Raw genomic sequence first — 23991 nt, forward strand, 5'->3', positions numbered from 1 at the left:
GGCGGGTAGGCACCGGCCGGAAGGCGCGGATCCCCGGCGACGGGGGCCCGCGCCTTCCCCGTGCGGGCCTCTGAACCGTGCGGGCTTCCGGGCCGTGCGGGCCTCTGAACCGTGCGGGCCTCCAAACCACGCGAACTTCCGGGCCGTGCGGGCCTCCAAACCATGCGGGCCTCCAAACCATGCGGGCCCACCCGAAGTCCCTTTCGCGTTACTTCGATAGGCTGGCGATCAGGTGTGCCGGGAAGTCTGGTCGGCCAGCGAGGGGACCGTCCCTCTCTGCATTCCCGGAGGTCCCATGCGCCGCGCCGTCGAAATCTGGCCTTTCCGCCCGTCCCTGCGATACGCCCGCCAGCTCGCCGAGGCGCTCCGCACCGAGACCGTCGGCGGCGTCGTCATGCTGCTGGCCACGGTCGCCGCCCTGGTCTGGGCCAATGTCTCCACCGACTCCTACGAGGCGCTCCGCAACGCGACGTTCGGCCCGGCCTTTCTCCACCTCGACATGGAGCTCTACAAATGGGTCCAGAACGGCCTGCTCACGGTCTTCTTCTTCGTCGCCGGGATCGAGGTCAAGGAGGAGTTCGTCCACGGCGAACTCGCCCAGCTCCGTAAGGCCGCGCTGCCCGTCGTCGCCTCGATCGCCGGCATGGTCGTTCCCGCCCTGATCTATCTCGTGGTGAGCTGGGGCGTGCCGGGGGCGGGCCGCGGCTGGGCCATCCCCACGGCCACCGACATCGCCTTCGCCCTCGCCGTACTGGCTGTGACGGCCAGCGCGCTGCCCGCCGCGCTGCGGGCGTTCCTGCTGACCAGCGCCGTGGTGGACGACCTCGGCGCGATCACCGTCATCGCCGTCTTCTTCACCCGGAACCTGAACCTCCTGGCGCTGCTGGCCGGGGCGGCGGTCATCACCCTGTACGGCCTGCTGCAGGCCAGGCGGGTCCGCGGCCTCTGGCTCTACCTGCCGCTCGCCCTCCTCGCCTGGTATCTCGTGGAGATCAGCGGTGTTCACGCGACCGTCGCCGGGGTAGCCCTGGGCCTGATGACCCGCGTGCACAGCGGCCCAGGCGAGGAGAGCTCCCCCGCCGAACTGGCCGACCACTACATCCGCCCCTTCTCGGCGGGCTTCGCGGTGCCCGTGTTCGCGTTCGTGTCCGCGGGGGTCGTGCTCAACGCGGGGAGCCTCGGCGCGATGGTCACCGACCGGGTGGTGCTCGGGGTGATCGCCGGTCTGGTCGTCGGTAAGTTCCTGGGCGTCTTCGGCGGGGCGTGGCTGGCCGTACGGCTCGGCTTGGCGAAACTGTCGGATGAACTGCACTGGCGGGACATGGCCGCCGTGTCGATTCTGGCCGGGATCGGGTTCACCGTGTCCCTGCTCATCGGCGATCTGGCCTATGGCGACGATCCCGGACGGGCGGCCGCGGTGACCACCGGAGTGCTGGTGGCGAGCCTCACGGCCTCGGTCGTCGCGGCGGTCCTGCTCCGGGTGCGCGTGCGCAACCACCTCAGCGCGCAGGATGATGTCTGATACCGGCGCTCGATAGGAGATCTCTCATGACACTGAATCCACCCACGGAACCGCAGGAGGAGTCGCTGGGCGCACTGGTCGCCGCGGCCAGCGACCAGATCTCCACTCTGGTGCGCGCGGAGATCGAACTGGCCAAGTCCGAGCTGAGGTTCGACGCCAAACGGGCCGGCGTGGCCGCCGGCCTTTTCGGCGCCGCCGCGTTCATGGCCCACCTGTGCCTGATCCTGGCCTCGTTCGCCATCGCCTACGCCCTGGTCGGGCTGGGCGTGTGGACGTGGCTGGCCTTCACGATCGTCACCGTGTTCTACCTGATCGTGGCCAGCCTGTTGATCTTCCTCGGTATCCGGCGGCTCAAGGGCCTGACCGGGATGAAGCGGACCCTGCGCTCGCTCAGGACCATCAAGAGCGGCGAGAGCGGGCTCGGTCTCGCCACGCCGCCCGCACCGTCCGGCGCGGGCCAGGTCGGCTCGCATCGCGAACCGGTGAGTCCGGGCCAGTGAGCCGTCCCGACGAGTCCCTGGTCAGGATCGAGGGCCCGTGGACCCACCGCGCCGTGCACGCCGGCGGCACCCGCTTCCACATCGTGGAGGCGGGGACGGGCCCTCTTGTGCTGCTGCTGCACGGGTTCCCGCAGTTCTGGTGGAGCTGGCGCAACCAGCTCGTCTCCCTGCCCGCCGCGGGCTACCGCGCCGTCGCCGTCGACCTGCGGGGCTACGGCGCCAGCGACAAGCCGCCACGCGGCTACGACCTGCCCACCCTGGCCGGCGACGCGGCCGGGCTGGTCCGGGCGCTGGGCGAGACCGGTGCGATCGTCGTCGGCCACGACTGGGGCGGGCTGCTGGCCTGGACGATGTCCGTGCTGGACCCCAAGGCGGTCCTGCGGCTGGTCCCGGTCGCGGCCCCGCATCCGCTCAGGCTCCGCTCCGCACTGTTCGGCGACCCGTTGGGCCAGCTCAGGGCGAGTTCCTACGCCCTGGGGTTCCAGTTGCCGTTCCTGCCCGAACGCCGCCTGACCGCCAACCAGGGCGCGATGGTGGGACGGCTGCTGGATCAGTGGTCCGGGCCGACCTGGCCGGAGGAGGAGGTGGCGAAGACCTATCGTGACGTCTTCCGCATCCCCACCGTCTCCCACTGCGCGGTGGAGTATCACCGCTGGTTCGCCCGCTCCCAGTTCCGTCCCGACGGGCTGCGCTACGCCAGGAGGATGCGGAGCGAGATCGCCGCGCCCACGCTGCAGTTGCACGGCGCGCTCGACAGGCACGTCCTGCCCCGCACCGCCCAGGGCTCCGGCCGCTATGTGGCCGCCCCCTACCGGTGGCGGCTGATCGAGGGCGCGGGTCACTTCCCCCACGAGGAGCGCCCGGAGGAGTTCGACGCCGAGCTCATCGGCTGGCTGTCCGACCCGGAGCCCGACCGGTGACCGCGAGAGACCGCGGTCCGGACGGAGGGATCCACAGCCCCATGACCACGCAGGACCGGGACCCGGACGGAGGGATCCACAGCCCATGACCACGCAAGACCGGGACCCCCGGACGGAGGGATCCACAGCCCCATGACCACGAGAGACCGCGACCCGGACGGAAGGCCCCGCAACCGGCGGCCTCGGGACGCGTTCGGACGGCCGCTGCCCCACGGGGCGGAGGGCGTGGAGCGCGTCCCGGACGACTACGCGCCGAGCGCGGAGGAGGCACTCGCCGAGGCGCGTCGGCTGCTCGGCGAGAGCCGGCCGTTCCACGCCCATGAGGTGCTGGAAGGCCGGTGGAAGACCGCTCCGGAGGCGGAGCGGGAGCTCTGGCAGGGGCTGGCGCAGATCTGCGTCGGCCTCACCCACCTGCAGCGGGGCAACCGGCGCGGGGCCGCGGCGCTGTTCGCCCGGGGCGCCGGCAGGATCAGCCGGTACGGCCCGCCGTACGAGGAGATCGCCCTGACCGCCCGGGAGCTGGGCGCCGCGGGCGACCCCGACCCCGGAGCGGCCATCACCGCGATCAGGGACCTGCTCTAGCCGTTCTGGTCGCACTCCTGGGTGTCGACCCGGTTGAACAGCTTGGAGCCGTCCTCGGCGTCCGGCGACACCTCGGCCGCCGTCAAGACGTAGCCGGTCTCCTGCTGGTCGAGCGCGGCCGCGAAGACGACCCCGTAGACCCGGCCGTCGGTGGTGAGCAGCGGCCCGCCGGAGTTGCCCTGCCGGACCAGGCCGCGGATGGAGTAGACGTCGCGGACGACGGACTTGCGCTCGTAGATGTTGAGTCCCCTGGCCTTCTGCTGCACCCGGATGCGGGCCGGGTTCATGGTGAAGCCCTGGCCGTGCGGGAAGCCGGCGACGATGGCGTCGTCGCCCTTCTTGGCGGTGCCGTCGAAGCGCAGGATCGGCATGTTCAGACCGGGGACGTGGAGGATCGCGATGTCCCTGTCGGGGTTGTAGAGCACGACCTTGGCCGCGTGGGCCTTGTTGAGGTAGTCGGTGACCTGCAGGTCCTGGTCGACACCCGCGACCACGTGGGCGTTCGTCATGATCTTGTTCTGGGAGTAGACGAAGCCGGTGCCCTCGATGTGCCTGCGGCAGCTGGAGGCGACGCCCTGGACCTTGACGATGCCCCGGCGGGCGCGTGAGAGCTGCGCCCCCTTGGGCACGCTCTTGTCGGGCGGCTCGACCTGGACGAATTCGCCGGCCCCTATGGCGTCGAACACCTTCGGGAAGCCGGAGGTGTCGATGAAGTCCTTGAAGGGCTTCTGGAAGTCCTTGGCCGCCTTCGGCATCGCCTGGTCGACGGTGCCGATCAGCAGTGACTTGTTGACCTGCTCGCTCAGCAGGGTGAACTGGGAGGAGGAGATCAGCGAGCCGATCAGCCAGGCGATGATCAGCACCGAGAACGCGCTGGCGAAGGTGCCGCCGACCGCGTCGACCACCTTGGCGGGCTCCCAGGTGACATGGCTGCGGACCACCGCGCCGATGGTCGAGGACGCGAACTGCCCGATCGTCGCGGTCAGGAAGACGATGACGATGGCGAGCAGCGCGCGCTCGGTCTCACCGTCGACGAAAGCGCCGGCGATCGGCGGGGCGATGAAGATGCCCAGCAGCCCGCCACCGACGAATCCGACAAAGCTCAGGGCCCCGATGATGAACCCCTGGCGGTATCCCGACACCGCGAAGGCCACCATCAGGGCGATCAGGATGAGATCGAGGAGATCACCGCTCACCCCTTTACGGTATCCAGCCACCGCCCCGCGCGTGCACCCCTTCTTGTAGGTCCATGCGGTTATCGTGGTCATATGGCAACGATCGGGGGGTCGGCGGCCGTGGAGTCTCTCATCGAGGCCGCGCTGCGGGACCAGGACCACGACGGCACGATCCGCTGGCAGGCGATCGCCGTGTTGCACGCGCGAGGCGATCTGGAGACCTTCACCGCGGCCCGGCGGCTGTGCGCGGGCGAGACCGCCTCCGAGCGGATGCTGGGGGTGGACATCCTCGGCAGGCTCGGCTTCACCGACCGGAGCCTGCCGGTGCTGCGATTCCTGGCCTCCAGCGAGGACGACTGCATGGTGCTCTACTCGGTGCTGATCGCCTTCGGCCATCTCAGGGACCGCCGCGCGCTGCCGTCGGTGGTCGCCCTGGGCGAGCACGCCGACCCCAGGGTCAGGTACGGCGCGGCCTACGCGCTGCCGAACATCATGGGCAACCCGCCCGATCCGATGGGCCTGGGGGCTCTGCGGCGGCTGTCGAGGGACCCCGACCTCGACGTGGCCGACTGGGCCCGCCTGGGCCTGGCGCTGTCAACGGGCCGCGAGGTTGAGGACGTCCGGAGGCAGATCCTCGATCCGTGACCGGTCCCAGGGGAGCTCGAAGCCCGACGCGGCGAGCACCCCGTCGAGCACCCCCGCGGTGAAACCCCACACCAGCAGCCCGCGCACCCGGAAGGCGGGGCCGGACAGGCCGCTCGGGTGGCGCAGCTTGAGCCGGTTGGCGGGATCGACGAGCTCGGAGACCGGGACGCGCTCCACCGCCTCCACCTCGTCGGGCGAGGCCGCGTGCACCACGCTGGGCGTGTGCCACCAGCCCAGCACCGGGGTGACCCGGTTGTCGCTGTGCCAGACGTACAGCTCGGGCATCGTGCCGACCACCTGGACACCGGCCGGATCGAGACCGGTCTCCTCCTGCGCCTCGCGCAGCGCGGCGGCGATCGGGCCGCCGTCCTCGGGGTCCACGCCGCCGCCGGGGAAGGCGGGCTGCCCCGCGTGGCGGCGTCCGCGCGAGCTGCGCTGGATCAGCAGCACGTCGGGGCCGAGCGGCCCCTCCCCGAACAGCATCAGCACCGCCGCCGGCCGGCCGCCCGAATTCGGTGGTCGCAGCGGCGGGGGCACCGGCGTCCTCGCGACCCGTTCGGCCAGCGTCTCCAACCATCCGGGCACTTCCACGGGCACACCTCCGGTCTCTGCAACACGGTGCCCCGTCCCGTGCTTCCCGGTCATCGGGAGCCGGTCGCCGGACCGGTCACGAGAAGGGGCCGGGGCGTACCAGTTTGGCGGCCTGGGCGGGGGCGACGGGGCCGATGCCGTACGAAGGGCAGAGCGCGGCGAGCGGGCACACGCCGCAGGCGGGTGTGCGGGCGTGGCAGATGCGGCGGCCGTGCCAGATCAGGCGGTGGGACATCATCGTCCAGTCGCGTTTCGGGATGAGCCCCGCGACGACGTGTTCGATCTTGACCGGGTCGGTCTCCTCCGTCCAGCGGAACCGGTGGACGAGCCGCTGGAAGTGGGTGTCCACGGTGATGCCGGGGACCCCGAAGGCGTTGCCGAGCACCACGTTGGCGGTCTTGCGGCCGACGCCCGGCAGCGTGACCAGGTCCTTGAGCTTGCCGGGGACCTCCCCGCCGTAGCGGTCGCACAGGACCTGGGCCATGCCGACGATGCTGTTGGTCTTGGCCCGGAAGAACCCCGTGGACCGGATGATGTCCTCGACCTCGGCCCGGTCGGCGCCGGCGTAATCCTCCGCTGTCCGATATTTCACAAAAAGCGTTGGAGTAACCATGTTGACTCTTTTATCCGTACACTGCGCAGATAAGATCGTCGCGACCAGCAGCTCCAGGGGGTTGCGGAAGTCGAGTTCGCAGTGGGCATCTGGGTAGGTTTCCGCCAGGATGCGATCCATCCGCCGAGCACGACGGACCAGGGCGAGCGGGGATTCACCAGCACGACCGACGTTGCGAGGCACCTGCACAGCCTACGCGTATGGCCCCCTTGAGGGCTGCTCGGTGGGATAGGTCACAATGACTGCGTGAGCCGTGAAACAGGAGGCACTGTGAACACCGACGACGTGCTGGCCAAGGCGCCTCTGTTCTCGGCGCTCGACCGCGAGGGCGCCGCCGCGCTGCGCACGAGTGTCTCGGAGGTCGAGCTGTCCAAGGGGCAGACGCTGTTCAGCGAGAACGAGACCGGCGACCGCCTCTACGTGGTGCTCGAAGGAAAGATCAAACTGTCCAGGACCGCGCCCGACGGCCGGGAGAACCTGCTCAGTGTGCTCGGTCCGGGCGAGATGTTCGGCGAGCTGTCACTGTTCGACCCCCGCCCCCGTACGGCGTCCGCCACCGCGCTGACCGACGTCCGCCTGGCCGGGCTCGGCCACGACGACCTGCGCCCCTGGCTGACCGGCCGCCCCGAGGTCGCCCTGCACCTGCTGCGCGCCCTGGCCCAGCGGCTGCGCCGTACCAACGACGTGCTGGCCGACCTGGTCTTCACCGACGTCCCCGGGCGGGTCGCCAAGGCCCTGCTCGACCTGGCCGAGCGCTTCGGCCAGCGGATCGACGACGGCGTCCGGGTCCACCACGACCTCACCCAGGAGGAGCTGGCCCAGCTGGTCGGCGCCTCCCGCGAGACGGTGAACAAGGCCCTGGCCGACTTCGCCCAGCGCGGCTGGCTGCGCATCGAGGCCAAGGCCGTGGTCATCATGGACCTGGAGCGGCTGCACAACCGCTCGCGCTGAGGGGCGTCCCGCGGATCCCGGCCGGCGCCCGCGGCGGGCTGGAAGGCACCGCCGCGCGGGCCGGGACCGGCGCCGAGACCGACGGGGCAGGGCCTGGGTCCAGCCGTCGAGACAGGCGCCGCCGGGCCTGGGTCTAGCCGTCGAGATAGGCGAGCTGGGCGCGGACCGACATCTCGGCGGCGGGCCACAGCGACCGGTCGACGTCCGCGTAGACGACCTCGACGATCTCCGCCGGCGTCCTCGCGCCCCGCTCACGCGCGCTCCGGATCTGGTCGAGCCGCTGCCTCCGGTGGGCGATGTAGCCGTCCAGCGCGCCGATCGGGTCGGGCAGCACCGGGCCGTGGCCGGGGAGCAGCGCCTCGGCGCCGACCCGCTCGGCCGTCGCGCGGAGCCGGTCCAGGGAGCGCAGATAGTCGGCGAGGTCGCCGTCCGGGGCGATGACGGAGGTGCCCCGGCCGAGCACGGTGTCCCCGGTCAGCATCGCCCGGTCCTCCGGCAGCCAGAAACAGAGCGAGTCGAACGAATGGCCGGGGGTGCCCACGACGTGGAGCTCCAGGCCGCCCGCGGTGAGCACGTCGCCGTCGGCGAGACCCTCGTCGCCGAGCCGGTGACCGGGGTCCAGTGCCCTGACGGGCGCGCGGACCAGCTCGGCGAACCCCTTCGCGCCGCCGCTGTGGTCGTGGTGCCCGTGAGTGAGCAGGATCGCCGTCACCCTGCGCCCACGGAGACGGTCGGCGACCCGCCGCAGGTGCGGCCCGTCGTCCGGCCCCGGGTCGACGACGAGCACGTCCTCGCCCCGGCCGATCACCCAGGTGTTGGTGCCGTCCAGGGTCATCGGGGACGGGTTCGGGGCGAGAAGGCTGAGCGCGTGATCCGTACCGGATCCGTCGGGCCCGTCGAGGGGGATCCGCAGGCCGCTCATCCGGTCCCCTCCGCCGGCGGCGCGCCGGCCGCCTCCGCGGACGCCCCGTGCCCGCCGCGCTCGCTCATGAGGGACCGAACCCGTAGTCGTCGTCGAGCACGATGCGCATCTCCCCGTCCACCTCCGCGATCCCGGGCATCAGGGTGACGATCTCACGCTCGGCCGCGAGCACCTCGGCCACGGTCCGGTAGTCGCGCAGCTCGCCGAGCGTGCGGTAGGTCGGAGGCATCAGGAAGATCTGACCGTTCTTGGCCTGGTCGACCGCGTCGGCGGGCCGCGCCCAGGTGACCTGGTCGGCCTCGCCGCCGACGTCACGGGTGCGCTGGCCCGGCGGGAGCGCGGCGACGAAGAACCGGGTGTCGAAGCGCCGGTGCTCGACCTCGGGAGTGATCCAGTGCGCCCAGGGCCGGAGCAGGTCGGAGCGGAGGACCAGCCCGCGCCCGTCCAGGAAGTCGGCGAACGACAGGCTCCGGTCGATCAGGGCGAGCCGGTCGGCCTCCCAGTCGTCGCCGGTGGTGTCGGCCACGACGGACTCCGGTGACGGCCCGGCGAGCAGTACGCCCGACTCCTCGAACGTCTCCCGCACCGCGGCGCAGACCAGACCGCGCGCGATCTTCTCGTCAGCGCGGAAGACCGTCCCCCACTCCGCGGGCGAGGGCCCGGCCCAGGCGACCGCGTGGTCGGTGTCGCGGGGGTCCACCGAACCGCCGGGGAAGACATAGGCCCCCGCCGCGAAGGCCATGCTCGCCTTCCGCCTCAGCAGGTAGACCTCGACGCCCTCGCGGAGGATGACCACGGTGGCGGCATCCCTGGCCGGGACGGGCGTCAGCCGCCCGGCCAGGATGTCGCGCGCACGCTCACCGAACTCACCAGGGAGCGGAATCCCACCCATTTCAGACCCTCCACCCGAACATCACTCGGTTTCGAGGTCCATCATGTGGCACGGCCGCCGCCCCGGACAATCGTCAGCGGACCTCGGCGATCAACTCGACCTCGACCGGCGCGTCCAGCGGGAGGACGGCGACGCCGACCGCGCTGCGGGCGTGCTTGCCCGCCTCGCCCAGGACCTCGACGAGCAGCTCGCTGGCGCCGTTGACGACCTGCGGCTGACCGCTGAAGGCGGGGTCGCTGGCCACGAAGCCGACGACCTTGACGATCCGCACGATGTTGGACAGTCCTCCGGCCGCCGACGCGGCCGCCGCGAGGGCGTTGAGCGCGCAGATCCTCGCGAGCTCACGGGCCTCCTCGGGGCTCACCTCGGCACCGACCTTGCCGGTCGCCGCGAGCTTGCCGTCCACCACCGGGAGCTGGCCCGAGGTGTAGACGTAGTCGCCCGAACGGACCGACGGGACGTAGGCCGCCAGCGGCGCGACCACCTCGGGCAGCGTCAGGCCGAGCTCGGCCAGCCTCTCCTCGGCGCTCACTGCTTCGGCCGCTTCAGGTAGGCGACCAGCTGCTCGGGGTTCGGCCCCGGCACGACCTGGACGAGCTCCCAGCCGTCCTGGCCCCAGTTATCGAGAATCTGCTTGGTCGCGTGGACCAGCAGAGGCACCGTCGAGTACTCCCATTTCGTCATGTGGGACACATTAGCGAGGCCGCCCCGCCCCGCGTTTCCCCACGGCCTCCCGGCGGGGGTGTTCCCGGGTTTTCCGCACGTCGCCGGCCGGGGTCGCCGGTGGCGTTGCCGGCGTCCGGCGGACGGACGGTCGCGCCCGCCCGGACCCGGGGCCTCACCCCGGCGGCGTCCCCGAGTGGGCAGGATCACTGTGACAATCCGCACCTGTAGCCCCGTCAGTGCACAGCCCCGACGAATCGTCAGGTGGCTGTTGGGTAGCCTTCGAAACGTGAGAGCTCGCGACACCGATTGGGACGGCGTACGCCTCCACGTCGTCACCGGCAAGGGCGGCACCGGGAAGACCACGGTGGCCGCCGCCCTCGCCCTCGCCCTCGCCGCGGACGGCCGCAAGGTCCTGCTGGTGGAGGTCGAAGGCAGGCAGGGAATCGCGCAGGTCTTCGACCTGCCGCCGCTGCCGTACGAGGAGAGGAAGATCGCCGTCGCCCCCGGCGGGGGTGACGTCTACGCGCTGGCCATCGACCCCGAAGAGGCCATGCTCGACTACCTTGAGATGTTCTACGGCATGCGCAGGGCGGGCAAGGCCCTGACCAAGATGGGCGTCGTCGACTTCGCCACCACCATCGCCCCCGGCTTCCGCGACGTCCTGGTCACCGGGAAGACGAGCGAGGCCGTCCGCCGCAAGGGCAAGGACGGCAGGCGGGTCTATGACGCGGTCGTGCTCGACGCGCCGCCGACCGGCCGGATCACCCGTTTCCTCAACGTCACCAACGAGGTGGCCGGGCTGGCCCGGATGGGCCCGATCAAGAACCACGCCGACCTGGTGAACGGCGTCGTGGCCTCCCCCGAGACCGCGGTGCACTTCGTCACGCTCCTGGAGGAGATGCCCGTCCAGGAGACCCTCGACGGGCTCGACGAGCTCCGCGCGGCCGGGCTCCCACCCGGCGGGATCTTCACGAACATGGTCAGGGAGTCGCTGCTGCCCGCGTCCGTCCTGGACGACGTCGGCAAGGACCGTTTCGACCCGGCCGAGCTGGCGCTCGGGCTCAAGGCGTCCGGCCTCGCGGACGGCAGCTCCGACGCCGCCGCCGTGGCCGAGGCCCTCGCCGAGGAGATCGCCGAACACGCCCACCGCACGGAGCTGGAGCGCCGCGAGAGGCTGTCGCTGGCCAGGGCGGGGCGCCCCCGGTACGAACTGCCGCTGCTGGCCGACGGGGTGGACCTGGCCGGGCTGTACGAGCTGGCCGAATCGATCCACACGCAGGGAGCAGCATGAGCGAGCGCAGCGAGCGGTCCGTCAGGCAGCGGACCGTCCCGGTTCTCGACCTCGACGCGATCATCGACGACCCGGGCACCCGGATCGTCGTCTGCTGCGGCTCCGGCGGCGTCGGCAAGACCACCACCGCCGCCGCGCTGGGGCTGCGCGCGGCCGAGCGCGGCCGTTCGGCCGTGGTGCTCACCGTGGACCCCGCCCGGCGGCTGGCGCAGTCCATGGGCCTGACCGAGCTGGACAACACCCCCAGGCCCGTCGCGGGCGTGGAGGGCGAGGGCCGGCTGCACGCCATGATGCTCGACATGAAGCGGACCTTCGATGAGATCATCGAGGCGCACGCGGATCCCGAGCGGGCCCGCCAGATCCTGACGAATCCCTTCTACCAGTCCCTGTCGTCCAGCTTCTCCGGCACGCAGGAATACATGGCCATGGAGAAGCTCGGCCAGCTCCGCCGGTCGGGCGACTGGGACCTGATCATCGTGGACACCCCGCCCTCCCGCTCCGCGCTGGACTTCCTCGATGCCCCGGAGCGCCTGGGCCGCTTCCTCGACGGCCGGTTGATCCGGCTGCTGATGGCCCCCGCCAAGGCCGGCGGGCGCAGCGCCTTCAAGCTGCTCAACGCGGGCTTCGGCATCGTCGCCGGGGCCATGACCAAGCTGCTGGGCGCGCAGGTGCTCAAGGACCTGCAGACGTTCGTCTCCGCGCTCGACGCCGTCTTCGGCGGGTTCAGGGTGCGCGCCGAGCAGACCTACCGGCTTCTGCAGGCCCCCGGGACCGCGTTCGTCGTCGTGGCCGCGCCCGAACGCGACGCGATGCGCGAGGCGTCGTACTTCGTGGAGCGGCTGGCGGAGGAGCGCATGCCCCTGGCCGGGCTCGTGGTCAACCGGGTGCACCTGGCGCCCGCCGCCATGCTGTCGGCGGCGCGGAGCACCGCCGCCGCGGAGGATCTGGAGTCGCGCGGCGAGCACGAGCTGACCTCCGCCGTACTGCGGCTGCACGCCGGCCGGATGCAGCTGGCCACCCGGGAGCACCGCGAGCAGGAGCACTTCCTGTCCGCCCACCCCACGGTGCCCGTGGCCCGGGTCCCCGCCATGCCGGAGGACGTGCACGACCTGGAGGGGCTGCGCCGGGTGGGTGAGCTGCTGGCCGCCCAGCAGGGCCTCGGCTAGGACCGCCGCGTGCCCGTGGCCTCTCGCACAGACGCGAGAGGCCACGGGCACGCGAATGTACGGCTGGCGCGACGCGCCAGCCGTACGGGATCAGCGCGAACTCAGCCGGCGATCAGCTCGTTCGTCCGTTCGTACTCTTCTTTGGCCAGCTCCAGCAGGTCCCGCCAGGAGTCGACATCCGGTCGCCGACGCAGCAGCGCCCGGCGTTCGCGCTCGGTCATCCCGCCCCACACCCCGAACTCGATGCGGTTGTCCAGCGCATCGGCGAGGCACTCGGTCCGGACCGGGCATCCTCGGCAGATCAGCTTTGCTCGGTTCTGGGCAGCGCCCTGAACGAACAACGCGTCAGGATCCGCACCCTTACAGGCCGCACGGGAGGTCCAATCCGTGATCCACATTCGACCCCACTCCCCTTAGGTGGTCAGTCGTGACTTGGGGCCGACGGGCGCGGGCGTCGAGCCTCCGTATTCAATTGCCGCAGAAGGAGAACGTACGCAACCAGACGTTCGGGCCGACAGACCCCGGCGGGACCAATTTCTTGCATGGTCATCAGCGGCCATCTGGCCGGGAATGACTAGTCACCTGCCCCAGTACGTACTCGACGCGAGCTGAAATAGTGTTCCGTTACCGTTTGGGCCATCCGTCCGACGTACCCTTGAACACGTGCAGGCTCAAGGCAAAGATCAGAAATCGGCGTTCGGCAACGTACTGCGGCTGGTCGCCGCTGCCGCCGCCACAGGCGTATTGGTCGCTGCCATCGCGCTTCCGGCGGTGGGCGGCGCGGGGATGACCGTGAAGTCCGCCACGGAGGAGCTGCACCTGCTCCCCGAGGAGCTCAGCGAGCCCCCCCTCGCGGAGAAGACCACCTTGCTCGACGCGGACGGCAAGCAGTTCGCCCAGTTCTACTACGAGAACCGCGAGTCGGTGACGCTCGACCAGGTCGCCGACATCATGAAGACCGCGATCGTCTCGATCGAGGACTTCCGGTTCTACGAGCACGGGGCCATCGACCTGGAAGGCACCTTCCGCGCGGCGGTGAAGAACACCACGGGCGGCGGAGACATCCAGGGCGGCTCCTCCATCACGCAGCAGTACGTCAAGCAGGTGCTGGTCAACAGCGCCGAGACGAAGGAGGAGCAGAGGGCGGCCATCGCCCCGACGTTCTCCCGCAAGCTCAACGAGCTGCGCTACGCGATGGCCATCGAGGAGAAATACACCAAGCCGGAGATCCTTGAGCGCTATCTCAACATCTCCTACTTCGGCGCGGGCGCCCACGGTATCCAGGCCGCGGCCAAGCGGTTCTTCGGCAAGCCCGCCGCCAAGCTGAACCTGTGGGAGGCGGCCACCCTCGCCGGAGCCGTGCAGAACCCCAGCGGGACCGACCCGAACGCGGGCAAGGCGAGCCGCCAGCGGCTGCTGGACCGGCGCAACACCGTCCTGGACCGGATGAAGCAGCTCGGCAAGATCACCGAGCAGGAGGCCACGGAGGCCAAGGCCAAGAAGCTCGGGTTCAAGGACACCCCGGTCCCCGGCGGTTGCGACGAGAGCGCCTACCCCTACTTCTGCCTCTACGCCCAGTACGAGATGCTCAACAACGAGCAGTTCGGCAAGACCGCCTCGCTGCGCAAGAAGCAGCTCCAGCGCGGCGGCCTGACGATCAAGACGACGCTCGACCTGAAGGCGCAGAAGGCCTCCGAGAAGGCCATCAAGGCGTACGTGAAGACCAGCGACCACCCGGTCGCCGCGCAGGCGATGGTCGTCCCCGGCACGGGCGCCATCAAGGCGATGGCCGCCAGCCGGAAGTTCGGGCAGAACAAGAAGAAGAACGAGATGAGTTACAACCTCGCGGCCGACGTCATGCACGGCGGCGGCGCGGGTTTCCAGGCCGGCTCCACGTTCAAGCCCTTCACCCTGCTCACCGCCCTCGACCAGGGCATGAAGCTCAACGACGGCAACACCACCGGCGCCGGTTACCGGGCGCCCAGCACCAGCTCGTTCCGCGACTGCGACGGCAACCGGGTCGGCGACCCCGGCCACGAGGTCCGCAACTCCAGCGAGGGCGGCGGCGGCTTCAAGTCCCTGACCACCGGCACCCTGAACTCGGTGAACACCTTCTTCCTGAAGCTGGAGGAGAAGGTCGGCCTCTGCGAGGTGGTCAAGACGGCCAAGAAGCTGGGCATCAAGCGGGCCGACGGGGCCAAGCTGAAGGAGTTCGAGACCTTCACCCTCGGCATCAACGAGATGGACCCGGTGACGGTGTCGGCCGCCTACGCGACGATCGCCGCCCGCGGCACCTACTGCAAGCCGATGGCCATCACCGAGATCCGCGACCGCAACGGCAAGGCCACGCCGTACAAGCCGAAGTGCAGCCAGGTCCTGGACGAGGAGGTCGCCGACGCGGCCACCCACATCATGTCTAGGGTGTTCACCGATGGCACGATGCAGGAGGTCGGCGGCATCGGCCGGCCGGCGGCGGGCAAGACCGGCACCACCGACGGCTACACCGCCGCCTGGTTCGCCGGCTTCACCCCCGACCTCGCCTCCGCGGTCAGCCTCGGCGACCCGCGCGGCGCCTTCAAGCACGACCTGGTCGGCGTGACCATCGGCGGGCGTTACTACGGCTACGTGTACGGCGCGTCGATCTCCGGCCGGATCTGGAAGAGCTCCATGCTCGGCGCGCTGAAGGGCGTCGACCCGAGCTCCTTCACCCCGGTGAACATGAGCCGCTTCGGCGGCTGCTCCGGCCTCTGCGCCCCGCCGCCCACCAGGAAGCCCGGCACCACCGACGGCAACGGCCCGGGCAACAACGACGACCACATCGTGATCACCGGAGACGGCAACGGCGGCTTCATGAACGAGGGCGACGTCGGCGACACCAGCATCCCCGTCGTCCCGTAGCTCCCCCGCGGAGATCGCCCTGTAGCTCCCCCGCGGAGACAGGAGCCCGCACCGACGGCGAGAGCCCTCCCTGAGGCATCAGGGAGGGCTCTCGCCGTACCGGGGGCCTTGATCCCTCAGGCGGGCCCGCGGCCTCTCTCCGACCGGCAGAGGGGCGCGCAGCCCCTTCCAGGCCGTGGTCGCGGGGGCGCACCCCCTTCCCGGACCGCGGTCCGCTCAGGCCGACAGCCGGGCGCGTACGGCCTGCGCCACCCGGCCGCCCTCCGCCCGCCCGGCGACCTTGGGGTTCAGGACCTTCATGACCTGCCCCATCGCCTGAGGCCCGGCGGCGCCGGTCTCGGCGACGGCCTCGTCCACGAGCTTGCCGAGCTCCTCGTCGGAGAGCTGGGCCGGGAGGTACTCCTCCAACACGGCCTGCTCGTCCACCTCGGCCTGCGCCTGCTCCGTGCGGCCGGCGCCGCTGAACGCCTCGGCCGCCTCGCGGCGCTTCTTGGCCTCCTTGGTCAGCACCTTGATGATCTCGTCGTCGGAGAGCTCGCGCGCCGTCTTGCCCGCGACCTCCTCGACGTTCACGGCCGCGAGGGCCATGCGGATCGTCCGGGTACGGACCTCGTCCCTGCTCTTCATCGAGGCCGTGAGGTCGGTCTTCAGCTTGTCCTTCAATGTGCTCATGCGGTCCATCTTGCCGTCTCACCAGCTCCGCCGTATCCCAAGTTTCCTTCAGGGAGCCCGATGTCGGGCATGATGAATAGGTGAGGAAAGCAGCCGCGGTGCCCCTGTCCCTGCTCGGTGTCGGCATGGCCGGCCTCGCCTACGCCTCGGTCGTCGAGCGCAACGCGTTCCGCCTGCGGCGCTTCGACGTGCCCGTGCTGGAGCCCGGCCAGCGGCCGGTGCGCATCCTGCACCTGTCCGACCTCCACCTCACCCCGGGCAGGCGGATGCTCATCAACTGGGTGCGCTCGCTGGGCGACCTCAAGCCCGATCTGGTGGTCAACACCGGCGACACCATCGCCCACCCCGACGCGGTCGGCCCCCTCCTGCACGCCCTGGAGCCGCTGCTGTCCCGTCCGGGCCTGTTCGTCTACGGCTCCAACGACCTCTACGCCCCGCGTCCCAAGAACCCCGTGCGCTACCTCTGGCGCACCTCCAAGGGCGACCACGGCCAGACGATCCCCTCGCTCCCCTGGGAGGAGCTCGGCGCCGGCATGGCCGTCGAGGGCTGGCTGGACATGAACAACACCACCGCCCGGATCAAGGTCGGCGACCTCGACGTGGCCGTGGGCGGCATCCACGACTCCCACATCAACCTCGACCGCTACGACATGATCGCCGGTCCGGCCCCCGCGGAGGCCGACCTCCGCCTGGGTGTCATGCACTCCCCCGAGCCCCGCAACATGACCCGCTTCGCCTCCGACGGCTACCAGCTGCTGCTCGCCGGCCACACCCACGGCGGCCAGCTCTGCATCCCGTTCTACGGCGCCCTGGTCACCAACTGCGGCATCGACCGGGCCCGCGTCAAGGGCCTGAGCCGCCACGACTCCGCCTACCTCCACGTCTCCGCCGGCCTCGGCACCAGCCCCTACGCCCCCGCCCGTTTCGCCTGCTTCCCCGAGGCGAGCCTCCTCACGCTGGTGCCCCGCCGCCGAAGTGACGCAAGCACCCGCGAAGTCCGCTAGACTTTCCCAAGCACGAGCAAGACCGACGTGCACCGGGGTGTGGCGCAGCTTGGTAGCGCGCTTCGTTCGGGACGAAGAGGTCGCAGGTTCAAATCCTGTCACCCCGACGTAGTATTTCCCGAAGTAAAAGGCCTGACCCGCTTACGCGGGGAGGGCCTTTTCGCTTTTCCCGGGAGTCCGGTCGCGGAATCTCCAAATGAAGAATGTCTCCCCACCGGAGCACCCTCTCCCCCATGCCTCCTGAATACGTCAATCTTTCTTTTCCACGGCAAGTCCTCCAAGTAGACCTCCTGGCCCCGGCTGGACGCGGCCCACTTCCGGCAGCGCAGCACCCCAACCGCTCAGCGGTGGCGCGTTTCAGTCGTCCAGGCGGACGGGCCCCATGACCTCAGCCCTCCGGCTCCAGCGCCGCGCGCGCATCCTCCACGTCCTGGAAGTGCACTCCTGTCATCCCCAGCCGCACGGCGGCTTCGACGTTCTCCGCCCGGTCGTCGATGAACAGGCACCGCTCCGGAGCGGCGCCCGCCCGGTCCGCGGCGAGCTCGTAGATGCGCCGATCGGGCTTGGCGATCCCCACGCGGGCACTGCTGACCACGTCGTCGGCGAAGTACGTCATCCCCAGGCGGTCGAGATCCTCCTCCAGCCGGGTCGTGGCGTTGGTGACCAGCACCACCGGCACGTACCGCTGTGCCTGTGCCAGCAGGTCCCGCACCTGCTCGTCGATCCGTGTCGGCACCGCGGCGAACTCCTCGACCAGCCGCGCGGCCCGCGCCGGCGAGCCCAGCATCTCGGCGAAGGTGGTCACGAGCGAGTCCTCCCACTCCTCGCAGGTGATCCGGCCCAGGATGGCGGGCTCCAGCAGGGCCGGGCTCAACGCCGTCTTCAGGACGGCCCCGGGCGCCAGCCCGTACGCCTGGTCGATGCGCGCGTGGGTCCGCGCGTCGTGGAAGCGCAGCACGCCGTCGAAGTCGCACAGCACCGCGTCGAAGGGCAATGTCATCGAGACTCCTGTTCAGGAACGCAGGCGGTCACGCCACGGATGGGCGCCGTGCTCGGTCGCGAGGGCCTCGTCCAGCCACCGCTTCTGCGCCTCGGCCAGGTGGGGCAGGACCTGGGTGAAGTCGATCTCGTCCTTGGGACGTGGGTCCTTGGCCTTGTAGAGGAGCTGGATCTCCGGAGCGATCCGGGGGAAGCCGCCGTCCGCGGCGATCGTGCACGATTCCAGCGGGCGGCGGATCCGTGGATCCCGGCGGTACACCCACTGGTCACCGTCCGACTCGTCGAGCATCAGCTGGAAACGCCACGGCCCGCCCTCGCCTTCCCGGACCCAGACGTCGTGGACTCCGGGCGGCAGCGGCGCGTCCACGGGCCACGGCCGGAGCGTCCCGGGCGGGTCGGCCGCCCAGCAGTCCCAGCCCGCCAGCAGCCGCCGTACCGCCTCGTGGTCGCGGTGGAGCACCGATATGTCGACGTCGGCGTGCTCGCGGTAGGCCCTGCCGACCGCGAGCTCGATCGCGTATCCGCCGGCCACCCACCACGGCGCCGCCAGACCGGTGAACAGCTCGACGACCTCGGCCAGCGGCGCCGGCTCCCATGGGCCCCACGGTGTCTCGATGCGCGGCATCCCGCCATCCTCGCCGATCTTCACGGGTGAGGTGAAGCCCGACGGTCCATGATCTGCCCAGTCGGCCCGGCATGGCGGCCCCTGCCCCGGACCGGGGTGCGCGGCCGCCGGGGCACCTCCCCGGCGGGCCGGGCGAGCGTCTCTTCGAATACCACCCACGCCAAGCCCCGTGGGATGGTTGCGCCTTATGAGCAGATCGTTGAAGATAACGCGCGTCCTCCTGGTAGCTGCTTTCGCCGCCGGCCTCGCCGCCTGTTCAGGGGAGGGTGACCCGTCTGCTCCCCCCACGGCTCCGGCCGCCTCCGCGTCCGCAGCCGGTTCCGGGACCGCCCCCGCTCCCACGGCTCCGGCCGCCTCGGCGTCCTCGTCCGGTCCCGAGACCGCCCCCACGACCCCGGCCGCCTCCGCGGAGCCCACGGCCGAGGCACCGGGTGACGGAGCCGGGGACACGGGGCCCGCCATGGACCTGATCGGCGCGCTCAGCGCGAGCCCGACGCAGCCGGGCTGGATCACCGTGCAGCTTGACGCGGGCGACGCCCAGCCGGTCATGCTCAGCCCGGAAGCGGTGGTGCTCGACCTGCGGGGAGCGATCTGCGACAAGGGCGCGGTCCCGCACAAGTGCACCGCGGCCCAGCTGGAGAAGGCGCTCAAGAAGGGCGGCGTCCCCTACGCCAAGGTGACGCTCAAGAGCGGGGTGGCCGTGCGGGTCGAGGAGCTCGTCCAGGAATGACGGGATGAGCCCGCCGGCCCGGGTCAAGGCCCGGGTCAAGAGGGAGACGTCCGGCGGTTCCGGCGCGACCTGGAGTCCCCCTCCGGAGTCTCTCCAGCGCTCGCGTCAGGGACTGCCATCCCACGGGACCGGGCCCGGCGTGCTCCCAGAGACCTCTCTCCGATACGTGCCGGGGCCGATACCCTCGGCCACATGGGAAGACCGTCTCGGCACGACATCGACCGGCTGCTCGACGCCGCCGCCGAGCTGGTGGCCGCGGGCGGTCCGAGCGCCGTCACCGTGTCGGCGGTCGCCCGCGCGGCCCTCGCCCCGAGCGGTTCGATCTACCACCGCTTCCCCGGCCGCTCCGCCATGCTCGCCGCACTGTGGCTGCGCACCGCCGAACGGTTCCAGGAGGGCTTCCTCGCGGCCCTGAACGCCGATCCGCCGGCGCGGGCGGTCCTGGACGCGGCCCGCCACGTCGTCACCTGGAGCCGGGCCCACCCGGACGAGACACGGATCCTGCTGTACGGCCCCGCCGACTTCGACGGGGCCAACTGGCCGGCCGAGGCACGCGAACGGCTGGAGCAGGGCAACGGCCGGGTCATGAGCGCCCTGCGCGACCTGGCCGGGCGCCTGGGAAGGGACGAGCCGCACGACGTGGAACGGCTCCTCCTGGCCACGGTGGACCTTCCGTACGCCACCGTCCGCCGCCACCACCGGTCCGGTGAGCCGATCCCCGCGTACGCCGAGGACCTCGTCACCGGCTGCGCCGCCGCCCTCATCGCCGGGACGGCCGACGGCACCACCACCCCGTCCAGGTAGCGAGGCGCCGCTGGGACCCGCCCCTCATGCCCTGTGCCGGCACGGCGCCCTTACCCGGCTCCCGTCACGTCTCGGTCGAACATCCCAGCTCCGGAGGCGTCCGGAGAATCGGCAGCTGAGATTCGACGGTTCCGCACGGGGCGGCGTCCGGGGTCACCGCTCCAGGTCCGCCCGCGCCCGCCATTCCCGGTCCCACCCCGCCATGGCGCGACGCGCGATCCACATTCTCCTTCCCGACTGGGCCGCCGACATGACCGACCAGGTGACGCCGGCCGTGAAAAGCCCCAGGAGCAGGGGGCTGACGATGAACCCGGCCAGACCGAGGGGCGCAGGGGCCGGTCTGCCGCCGGCGTCGATCCAGATCCGTACGCGCGCCTCCTCCAGCTGGTCCCCCCGCAGCCGGATCGTGCCGACACGCCGGACGCCGCTCCCGTCGACCCAGGCGGCCTCGGCCCTCGTGCCCGCCCGGCGCGATATGGCGGGAGAACGATCGTCGACCGCGAGGACCTGGGCGGTGACCTGGCGGTGGCTCGCGAAGTAGGCGTCCGCGTCGCTCGTGAGGGCACGGTAGACGGTGAGTGCCACGGCACAGCCCATGACGGAGGCGAGGACGACCATCGCGACCGGCGTTCTGTCACGCCGTCTCACCGGGAGTCCTCGCCCTCCCCCGGTCCCCGAGGCCCAGAACCACTGCCCGGTGCTCCGCAGGGTCATGCCGCACCGGCCGTGCGAGCTCCGGCACGGAAGCGCATGCGGCACACCACCGTGTCGATACGGCGGGCGTCCGGCTCGTCCCCCGGATGGACGACGTCGACGGCCAGGCCGGCGGTCACGGTCAGCCGGTGCCTGTCACCGGTACCGGGGGGCTCCGCCGCAGCCGGGGCGGGGGCGGGAGTCAGCACTGCGGACATCACGTTCTCCTGTGAAGGGGTATATCCCAATCGTCGCCCCGGAAGGGGCCCACCACGGCACTTTCATACAGGGCCTTGACGGCTATGAGCGATATTCCTACGACGCCCTGACCCGTACCGCCCCGGCCGCGCGGTTCCGGCGCCTCCCGTACGGACGGTCCCCGCGCCTCACGCACGGACGTCGGGGGCAGGTCTCAGGGACGGAAGCGGCCGTGCCGCCGTCGGCGGCCACCGCGACCTCGAAGTGCCGGGCGAGGAGGTTGATCCGGAGCGCGCGCAGGATCTGCGGTCCGTCGTCGACGACGAGGACGCGGGTCACCAGACCACACTCCTTACTGCGAGAACCGCATAGGTTCTTGTGGAAGGGACTCGGCGGGCAGGCCGTCCGCTCGCGAGGAGACGGGCAGCGTCAGGATCATGGTGAGGCCTCCCCCTGGTGTCTCGTCGGGTGTGAGGGTGCCGCCCATGGCCTCGGCGAGCCCCCGGGAGAGCGCCAGGCCGAGGCCGACCCCGGTGTGGTTGTCGCGGTCGCCGAGCCGCTGGAAGGGCATGAAGACGCGGTCGTGCGCCTCGGCGGGGATGCCGGGGCCGCGGTCGACGACGCGGATCTCGACGTGGCCGCCGTGGCTGCTCGCGGTGATGAGGACCTTCTTGCCCGCCGGGCTGTAGCGGATCGCGTTGGACATGACGTTGACCAGGATCCGTTCCAGCAGCGCGGAGTCGGCGACGACCTCGGGGAGGTCCACGGACACGTCGCCCTCGACGCGGTCGCGGAGCGGGCCGAGGTCGTCGATCGAGCGCGGGATGACCTCTTCGAGCGCGACCGGCTGCAGGGTCAGGCCGAGCACGCCGGCCTGCAGGCGGCTCATGTCGAGCAGGTTGGCGACCAGCCGGTCGAGCTTGAGCAGGGACTCGTCGGCGGTGGCCAGCAGTTCCTCGCGGTCCTGTGCGCTCCATTCGATCTCGGTGCCGCGCAGGCTCTCGACGGCGAGCCTGGCCGAGGCCAGCGGGGTGCGCAGGTCGTGGCTGACGGCGGCGAGCAGGGCGGTGCGCATCCTGTCGGTCTCGGCCAGCGGCCCGGCCAGGTCGGCCTCCCGGCGCAGGCGCTCCTGGCGCAGCGCCACGGCCGCCTCGGCGGCGAACGCCTCCAGCACCCGCCGGTCGGAGGCCTCCAGCAGCCTGCCGCACGCGGCGAGCATAAGGCTCCCGTCGATCGCCACGTCGGTGTCGGCGGCCCCCGGGCAGCCGCAGGGCGGCCCTCCGGAGGTCGCCACGATCCGCCATGCCTCGGGGTCCGACTGGTCGTCCGGGCCCGGCACGTCGATCCGTTCCAGCAGGGTGACCGAGGTGAGGGCGAAGGTCTCGCGCAGCCGCGCCAGCAGGGACGGCAGCGCCGACTCGCCGCGCAGCACGTGTCCGGCCAGGGTGGACAGCACCTCGGCGTCCGCGCCCGCCCGCGCGGCCTCCCTGGTACGGCGGGCCGCCAGGTCCACGATGCCGCTCACCGCCGCGGCCACCAGGACGAAGACGACGAGGGCGAAGAGGTTCTCGGGATCGGAGATCGTCAGGGTGTGGACGGGGGTCGTGAAGAAGTAGTTCAGCAGCAGGGAACCGCCGACCGCCGCGGTGACGGCCGGCCACATGCCCCCGATGAGGGCCACGCCGATGACCACGAGCAGGAAGAACAGGATCTCGCTGGGCAGCGTCAGGGTCTCCCTGAACGGGACCAGCGCGGCGGTGAGCACCGGAATGCCCAGCAGCGCCGTCGCCCAGCCCGCGAGCCTGCGCGTACGGGTCAGCGCGGCCCTGGACGGCGGAGGACGGCGTCCCTTCTGCGCCTCGTCGTGCGTGATCATGTGGACGTCGATGGAGCCGGACAGCGCGGTCGTCGTGACCCCCACGCCCCGGGAGAGGATCTGGGCGAACCGGCCGCGTCTGGAGGCGCCCAGCACGAGCTGGGTGGCGTTGACCCCCCGGGCGAAGTCGAGCAGTGCCCTCGGGACGTCGTCGCCGACGACCTGGTGGTAGGTGCCGCCCAGGCTCTCGGCCAGCACACGCTGGCGGGCCAGGTTGCCCGGGTCTCCTCCGGCCAGGCCGTCGGCCCTGGTGACGTGGACGGCCAGCAGGTCGGCGCCCTTGGTCCTAGCCGCGACGCGGACGGCCCGCCGGATCAGCGTGTCGCCCTCGGGACCGCCGGTCAGCGCGACCACGACGCGTTCCCGGGCCTCCCAGGTCCCCTCGATGCCGTGCTCGGCGCGGTAGCGGCCGAGCTGGTCGTCGACCTTCCCGGCGACCCAGAGCAGGGCCAGCTCGCGCAGCGCGGTCAGGTTGCCCACCCGGAAGTAGTTGGACAGCGCCGCGTCGACCTTCTCCGGCGCGTACACGTTGCCGTGCGCCAGCCTCCGGCGCAGCGCCTCGGGCGACATGTCGACCAGTTCGACCTGGTCCGCCCGCCGTACCGCCTCGTCGGGCACGGTCTCGCGCTGCGGCACCCCGGTGATCTGCCGGACGACGTCGTTGAGCGACTCCAGGTGCTGGATGTTGACGGTGGAGACGACGTCGATGCCGGCGTCGAGGATCTCCTCGACGTCCTGCCAGCGCTTGGCGTTCCGGGAGCCGGGCACGTTGGTGTGCGCCAGCTCGTCGATCAGCGCCACCCTCGGCTCGCGGGCGATGACCGCGTCCACGTCGAGCTCGGTGAAGGCGGTCCCCCGGTGGACCACGGTCCGGCGGGGGACGACCTCCATGCCGCCGATCAGCTCGGCGGTGCGGGGACGGCCGTGGGCCTCGACGAGACCCACGACGACGTCGGTGCCGCGCGCCAGCCGCCGGTGTCCCTCGCCGAGCATGGCGAAGGTCTTGCCGACCCCGGGGGCCGCGCCCAGGTAGACGCGCAGCCGTCCGCGTGGCAC

27 protein-coding genes and 1 tRNA gene are annotated in these 23991 nt (G+C 71.3%); 13 read left to right on the forward strand and 15 right to left on the reverse strand.

Annotated elements, in window-relative coordinates; translation table 11 throughout:
- The first annotated feature begins 295 nt into the window (after positions 1 to 295).
- The 4 genes from nhaA (at position 296) to CA984_RS02370 (ending at position 3524) form a co-directional block, all read left to right on the forward strand.
- Positions 296 to 1522: a Na+/H+ antiporter NhaA gene (gene nhaA, locus CA984_RS02355; protein WP_086567476.1), complete on the forward strand. Its 1227-nt coding sequence runs from the start codon at positions 296 to 298 to the stop codon at positions 1520 to 1522.
- Positions 1523 to 1548: 26 nt separating this feature from the next.
- Positions 1549 to 2022 carry a phage holin family protein gene (locus CA984_RS02360; RefSeq protein ID WP_086567479.1) on the forward strand — a complete coding sequence of 158 codons (474 nt, stop codon included), beginning with the start codon at positions 1549 to 1551 and terminating at the stop codon, positions 2020 to 2022.
- Complete coding sequence (locus CA984_RS02365; RefSeq protein ID WP_086567481.1) at positions 2019 to 2942, forward strand: alpha/beta fold hydrolase; 924 nt, start codon at positions 2019 to 2021, stop codon at positions 2940 to 2942. The genes CA984_RS02360 and CA984_RS02365 overlap by 4 nt, the downstream gene beginning before the upstream one ends.
- 132 nt (positions 2943 to 3074) lie before the next feature.
- Positions 3075 to 3524, forward strand: a complete 450-nt coding sequence (locus CA984_RS02370; protein ID WP_086567484.1) for a DUF309 domain-containing protein — start codon at positions 3075 to 3077, stop codon at positions 3522 to 3524.
- Here the strand turns inward: CA984_RS02370 and CA984_RS02375 are convergent.
- Positions 3521 to 4720, reverse strand: a complete 1200-nt coding sequence (locus CA984_RS02375; RefSeq protein ID WP_086567487.1) for a MarP family serine protease — start codon at positions 4718 to 4720, stop codon at positions 3521 to 3523. The two genes, CA984_RS02370 and CA984_RS02375, sit on opposite strands and share 4 nt — an antisense overlap.
- 72 nt (positions 4721 to 4792) lie before the next feature.
- Here CA984_RS02375 and CA984_RS02380 point away from each other — a divergent pair, with 72 nt between their 5' ends.
- Positions 4793 to 5344: a HEAT repeat domain-containing protein gene (locus tag CA984_RS02380; protein WP_086567490.1), complete on the forward strand. Its 552-nt coding sequence runs from the start codon at positions 4793 to 4795 to the stop codon at positions 5342 to 5344.
- Here the strand turns inward: CA984_RS02380 and CA984_RS02385 are convergent.
- Both CA984_RS02385 and nth read right to left on the reverse strand, forming a co-directional pair.
- Positions 5294 to 5935 (reverse strand): NUDIX hydrolase, encoded by a 642-nt coding sequence (locus CA984_RS02385; protein ID WP_086567493.1) that lies wholly within the window; start codon positions 5933 to 5935, stop codon positions 5294 to 5296. The genes CA984_RS02380 and CA984_RS02385 overlap by 51 nt on opposite strands.
- Positions 5936 to 6011: 76 nt before the next feature.
- On the reverse strand, positions 6012 to 6737 hold the full coding sequence (gene nth, locus CA984_RS02390; protein ID WP_086567496.1) for an endonuclease III: 726 nt from the start codon (positions 6735 to 6737) through the stop codon (positions 6012 to 6014).
- Between the two features lie 81 nt (positions 6738 to 6818).
- Between nth and CA984_RS02395 the strand changes: the two genes are divergently transcribed.
- Positions 6819 to 7499, forward strand: a complete 681-nt coding sequence (locus CA984_RS02395; RefSeq protein WP_086567499.1) for a Crp/Fnr family transcriptional regulator — start codon at positions 6819 to 6821, stop codon at positions 7497 to 7499.
- Between the two features lie 133 nt (positions 7500 to 7632).
- Here the strand turns inward: CA984_RS02395 and CA984_RS02400 are convergent, their stop codons facing one another.
- From CA984_RS02400 to sp36, 4 genes are all read right to left on the reverse strand, one after another.
- Complete coding sequence (locus CA984_RS02400) at positions 7633 to 8421, reverse strand: MBL fold metallo-hydrolase (RefSeq protein WP_086567501.1); 789 nt, start codon at positions 8419 to 8421, stop codon at positions 7633 to 7635.
- 64 nt (positions 8422 to 8485) lie between these two features.
- Positions 8486 to 9313, reverse strand: coding sequence for an NUDIX hydrolase (locus CA984_RS02405; protein ID WP_086567504.1), 828 nt, complete (start codon positions 9311 to 9313; stop codon positions 8486 to 8488).
- A gap of 73 nt (positions 9314 to 9386) precedes the next feature.
- Entirely contained in the window at positions 9387 to 9845 is a 459-nt protein-coding gene (locus CA984_RS02410) for a RidA family protein (RefSeq protein ID WP_012887237.1), read from the reverse strand.
- Positions 9842 to 9997 carry a Sp36 family protein gene (gene sp36, locus CA984_RS02415; protein WP_012887236.1) on the reverse strand — a complete coding sequence of 52 codons (156 nt, stop codon included), beginning with the start codon at positions 9995 to 9997 and terminating at the stop codon, positions 9842 to 9844. Before sp36 ends, CA984_RS02410 begins: the two co-directional genes overlap by 4 nt.
- A gap of 268 nt (positions 9998 to 10265) precedes the next feature.
- On the opposite strand from sp36, the gene bagA reads away from it, so the two are divergent.
- Positions 10266 to 11270: an ATPase BagA gene (gene bagA, locus CA984_RS02420; protein ID WP_207620674.1), complete on the forward strand. Its 1005-nt coding sequence runs from the start codon at positions 10266 to 10268 to the stop codon at positions 11268 to 11270.
- Entirely contained in the window at positions 11267 to 12436 is a 1170-nt protein-coding gene (gene bagB, locus CA984_RS02425; protein WP_086567507.1) for an ATPase BagB, read from the forward strand. The genes bagA and bagB overlap by 4 nt, the downstream gene beginning before the upstream one ends.
- 101 nt (positions 12437 to 12537) lie before the next feature.
- On the opposite strand, the gene CA984_RS02430 is transcribed toward bagB, so the two are convergent.
- On the reverse strand, positions 12538 to 12834 hold the full coding sequence (locus CA984_RS02430; protein ID WP_012887233.1) for a WhiB family transcriptional regulator: 297 nt from the start codon (positions 12832 to 12834) through the stop codon (positions 12538 to 12540).
- A 265-nt stretch (positions 12835 to 13099) separates the two neighbouring features.
- Between CA984_RS02430 and CA984_RS02435 the strand changes: the two genes are divergently transcribed.
- Positions 13100 to 15334, forward strand: coding sequence for a transglycosylase domain-containing protein (locus CA984_RS02435; protein WP_086567510.1), 2235 nt, complete (start codon positions 13100 to 13102; stop codon positions 15332 to 15334).
- A gap of 216 nt (positions 15335 to 15550) precedes the next feature.
- Here the strand turns inward: CA984_RS02435 and CA984_RS02440 are convergent, their stop codons facing one another.
- The gene (locus CA984_RS02440) at positions 15551 to 16006 is read right to left on the reverse strand and encodes a GatB/YqeY domain-containing protein (RefSeq protein ID WP_031169442.1); all 456 of its coding nucleotides are present in this window, start codon (positions 16004 to 16006) and stop codon (positions 15551 to 15553) included.
- 125 nt (positions 16007 to 16131) lie between these two features.
- Here CA984_RS02440 and CA984_RS02445 point away from each other — a divergent pair, with 125 nt between their 5' ends.
- Both CA984_RS02445 and CA984_RS02450 read left to right on the forward strand, forming a co-directional pair.
- The gene (locus CA984_RS02445) at positions 16132 to 17010 is read left to right on the forward strand and encodes a metallophosphoesterase (protein WP_423229277.1); all 879 of its coding nucleotides are present in this window, start codon (positions 16132 to 16134) and stop codon (positions 17008 to 17010) included.
- Between the two features lie 33 nt (positions 17011 to 17043).
- Positions 17044 to 17117 (forward strand) — tRNA-Pro (locus CA984_RS02450).
- Between the two features lie 281 nt (positions 17118 to 17398).
- On the opposite strand, the gene CA984_RS02455 is transcribed toward CA984_RS02450, so the two are convergent.
- The gene (locus CA984_RS02455; protein ID WP_086567516.1) at positions 17399 to 18010 is read right to left on the reverse strand and encodes an HAD family hydrolase; all 612 of its coding nucleotides are present in this window, start codon (positions 18008 to 18010) and stop codon (positions 17399 to 17401) included.
- Positions 18011 to 18022: 12 nt separating this feature from the next.
- Positions 18023 to 18634 carry a nucleotidyltransferase domain-containing protein gene (locus CA984_RS02460; protein ID WP_086567606.1) on the reverse strand — a complete coding sequence of 204 codons (612 nt, stop codon included), beginning with the start codon at positions 18632 to 18634 and terminating at the stop codon, positions 18023 to 18025.
- Between the two features lie 187 nt (positions 18635 to 18821).
- Between CA984_RS02460 and CA984_RS45820 the strand changes: the two genes are divergently transcribed.
- Both CA984_RS45820 and CA984_RS02475 read left to right on the forward strand, forming a co-directional pair.
- Positions 18822 to 19364: a hypothetical protein gene (locus CA984_RS45820; protein ID WP_165781072.1), complete on the forward strand. Its 543-nt coding sequence runs from the start codon at positions 18822 to 18824 to the stop codon at positions 19362 to 19364.
- A 192-nt stretch (positions 19365 to 19556) separates the two neighbouring features.
- On the forward strand, positions 19557 to 20168 hold the full coding sequence (locus CA984_RS02475) for a TetR/AcrR family transcriptional regulator (protein WP_086567523.1): 612 nt from the start codon (positions 19557 to 19559) through the stop codon (positions 20166 to 20168).
- A 153-nt stretch (positions 20169 to 20321) separates the two neighbouring features.
- Here CA984_RS02475 and CA984_RS02480 read toward each other — a convergent pair whose 3' ends face one another.
- The 4 genes from CA984_RS02480 to CA984_RS02495 form a co-directional block, all read right to left on the reverse strand.
- Positions 20322 to 20816: a hypothetical protein gene (locus CA984_RS02480; protein WP_133061514.1), complete on the reverse strand. Its 495-nt coding sequence runs from the start codon at positions 20814 to 20816 to the stop codon at positions 20322 to 20324.
- A 62-nt stretch (positions 20817 to 20878) separates the two neighbouring features.
- Positions 20879 to 21079: a hypothetical protein gene (locus CA984_RS02485; RefSeq protein WP_086567529.1), complete on the reverse strand. Its 201-nt coding sequence runs from the start codon at positions 21077 to 21079 to the stop codon at positions 20879 to 20881.
- A gap of 97 nt (positions 21080 to 21176) precedes the next feature.
- Positions 21177 to 21398, reverse strand: a complete 222-nt coding sequence (locus CA984_RS49160; protein WP_086567533.1) for a response regulator — start codon at positions 21396 to 21398, stop codon at positions 21177 to 21179.
- Positions 21399 to 21411: 13 nt separating this feature from the next.
- A complete protein-coding gene (locus CA984_RS02495; protein WP_086567609.1) occupies positions 21412 to 23991 on the reverse strand; it encodes a DUF4118 domain-containing protein in 2580 nt (859 codons plus the stop codon).

This window comes from Streptosporangium minutum, from assembly GCF_002149035.1.
Lineage (GTDB): Bacteria > Actinomycetota > Actinomycetes > Streptosporangiales > Streptosporangiaceae > Streptosporangium > Streptosporangium minutum.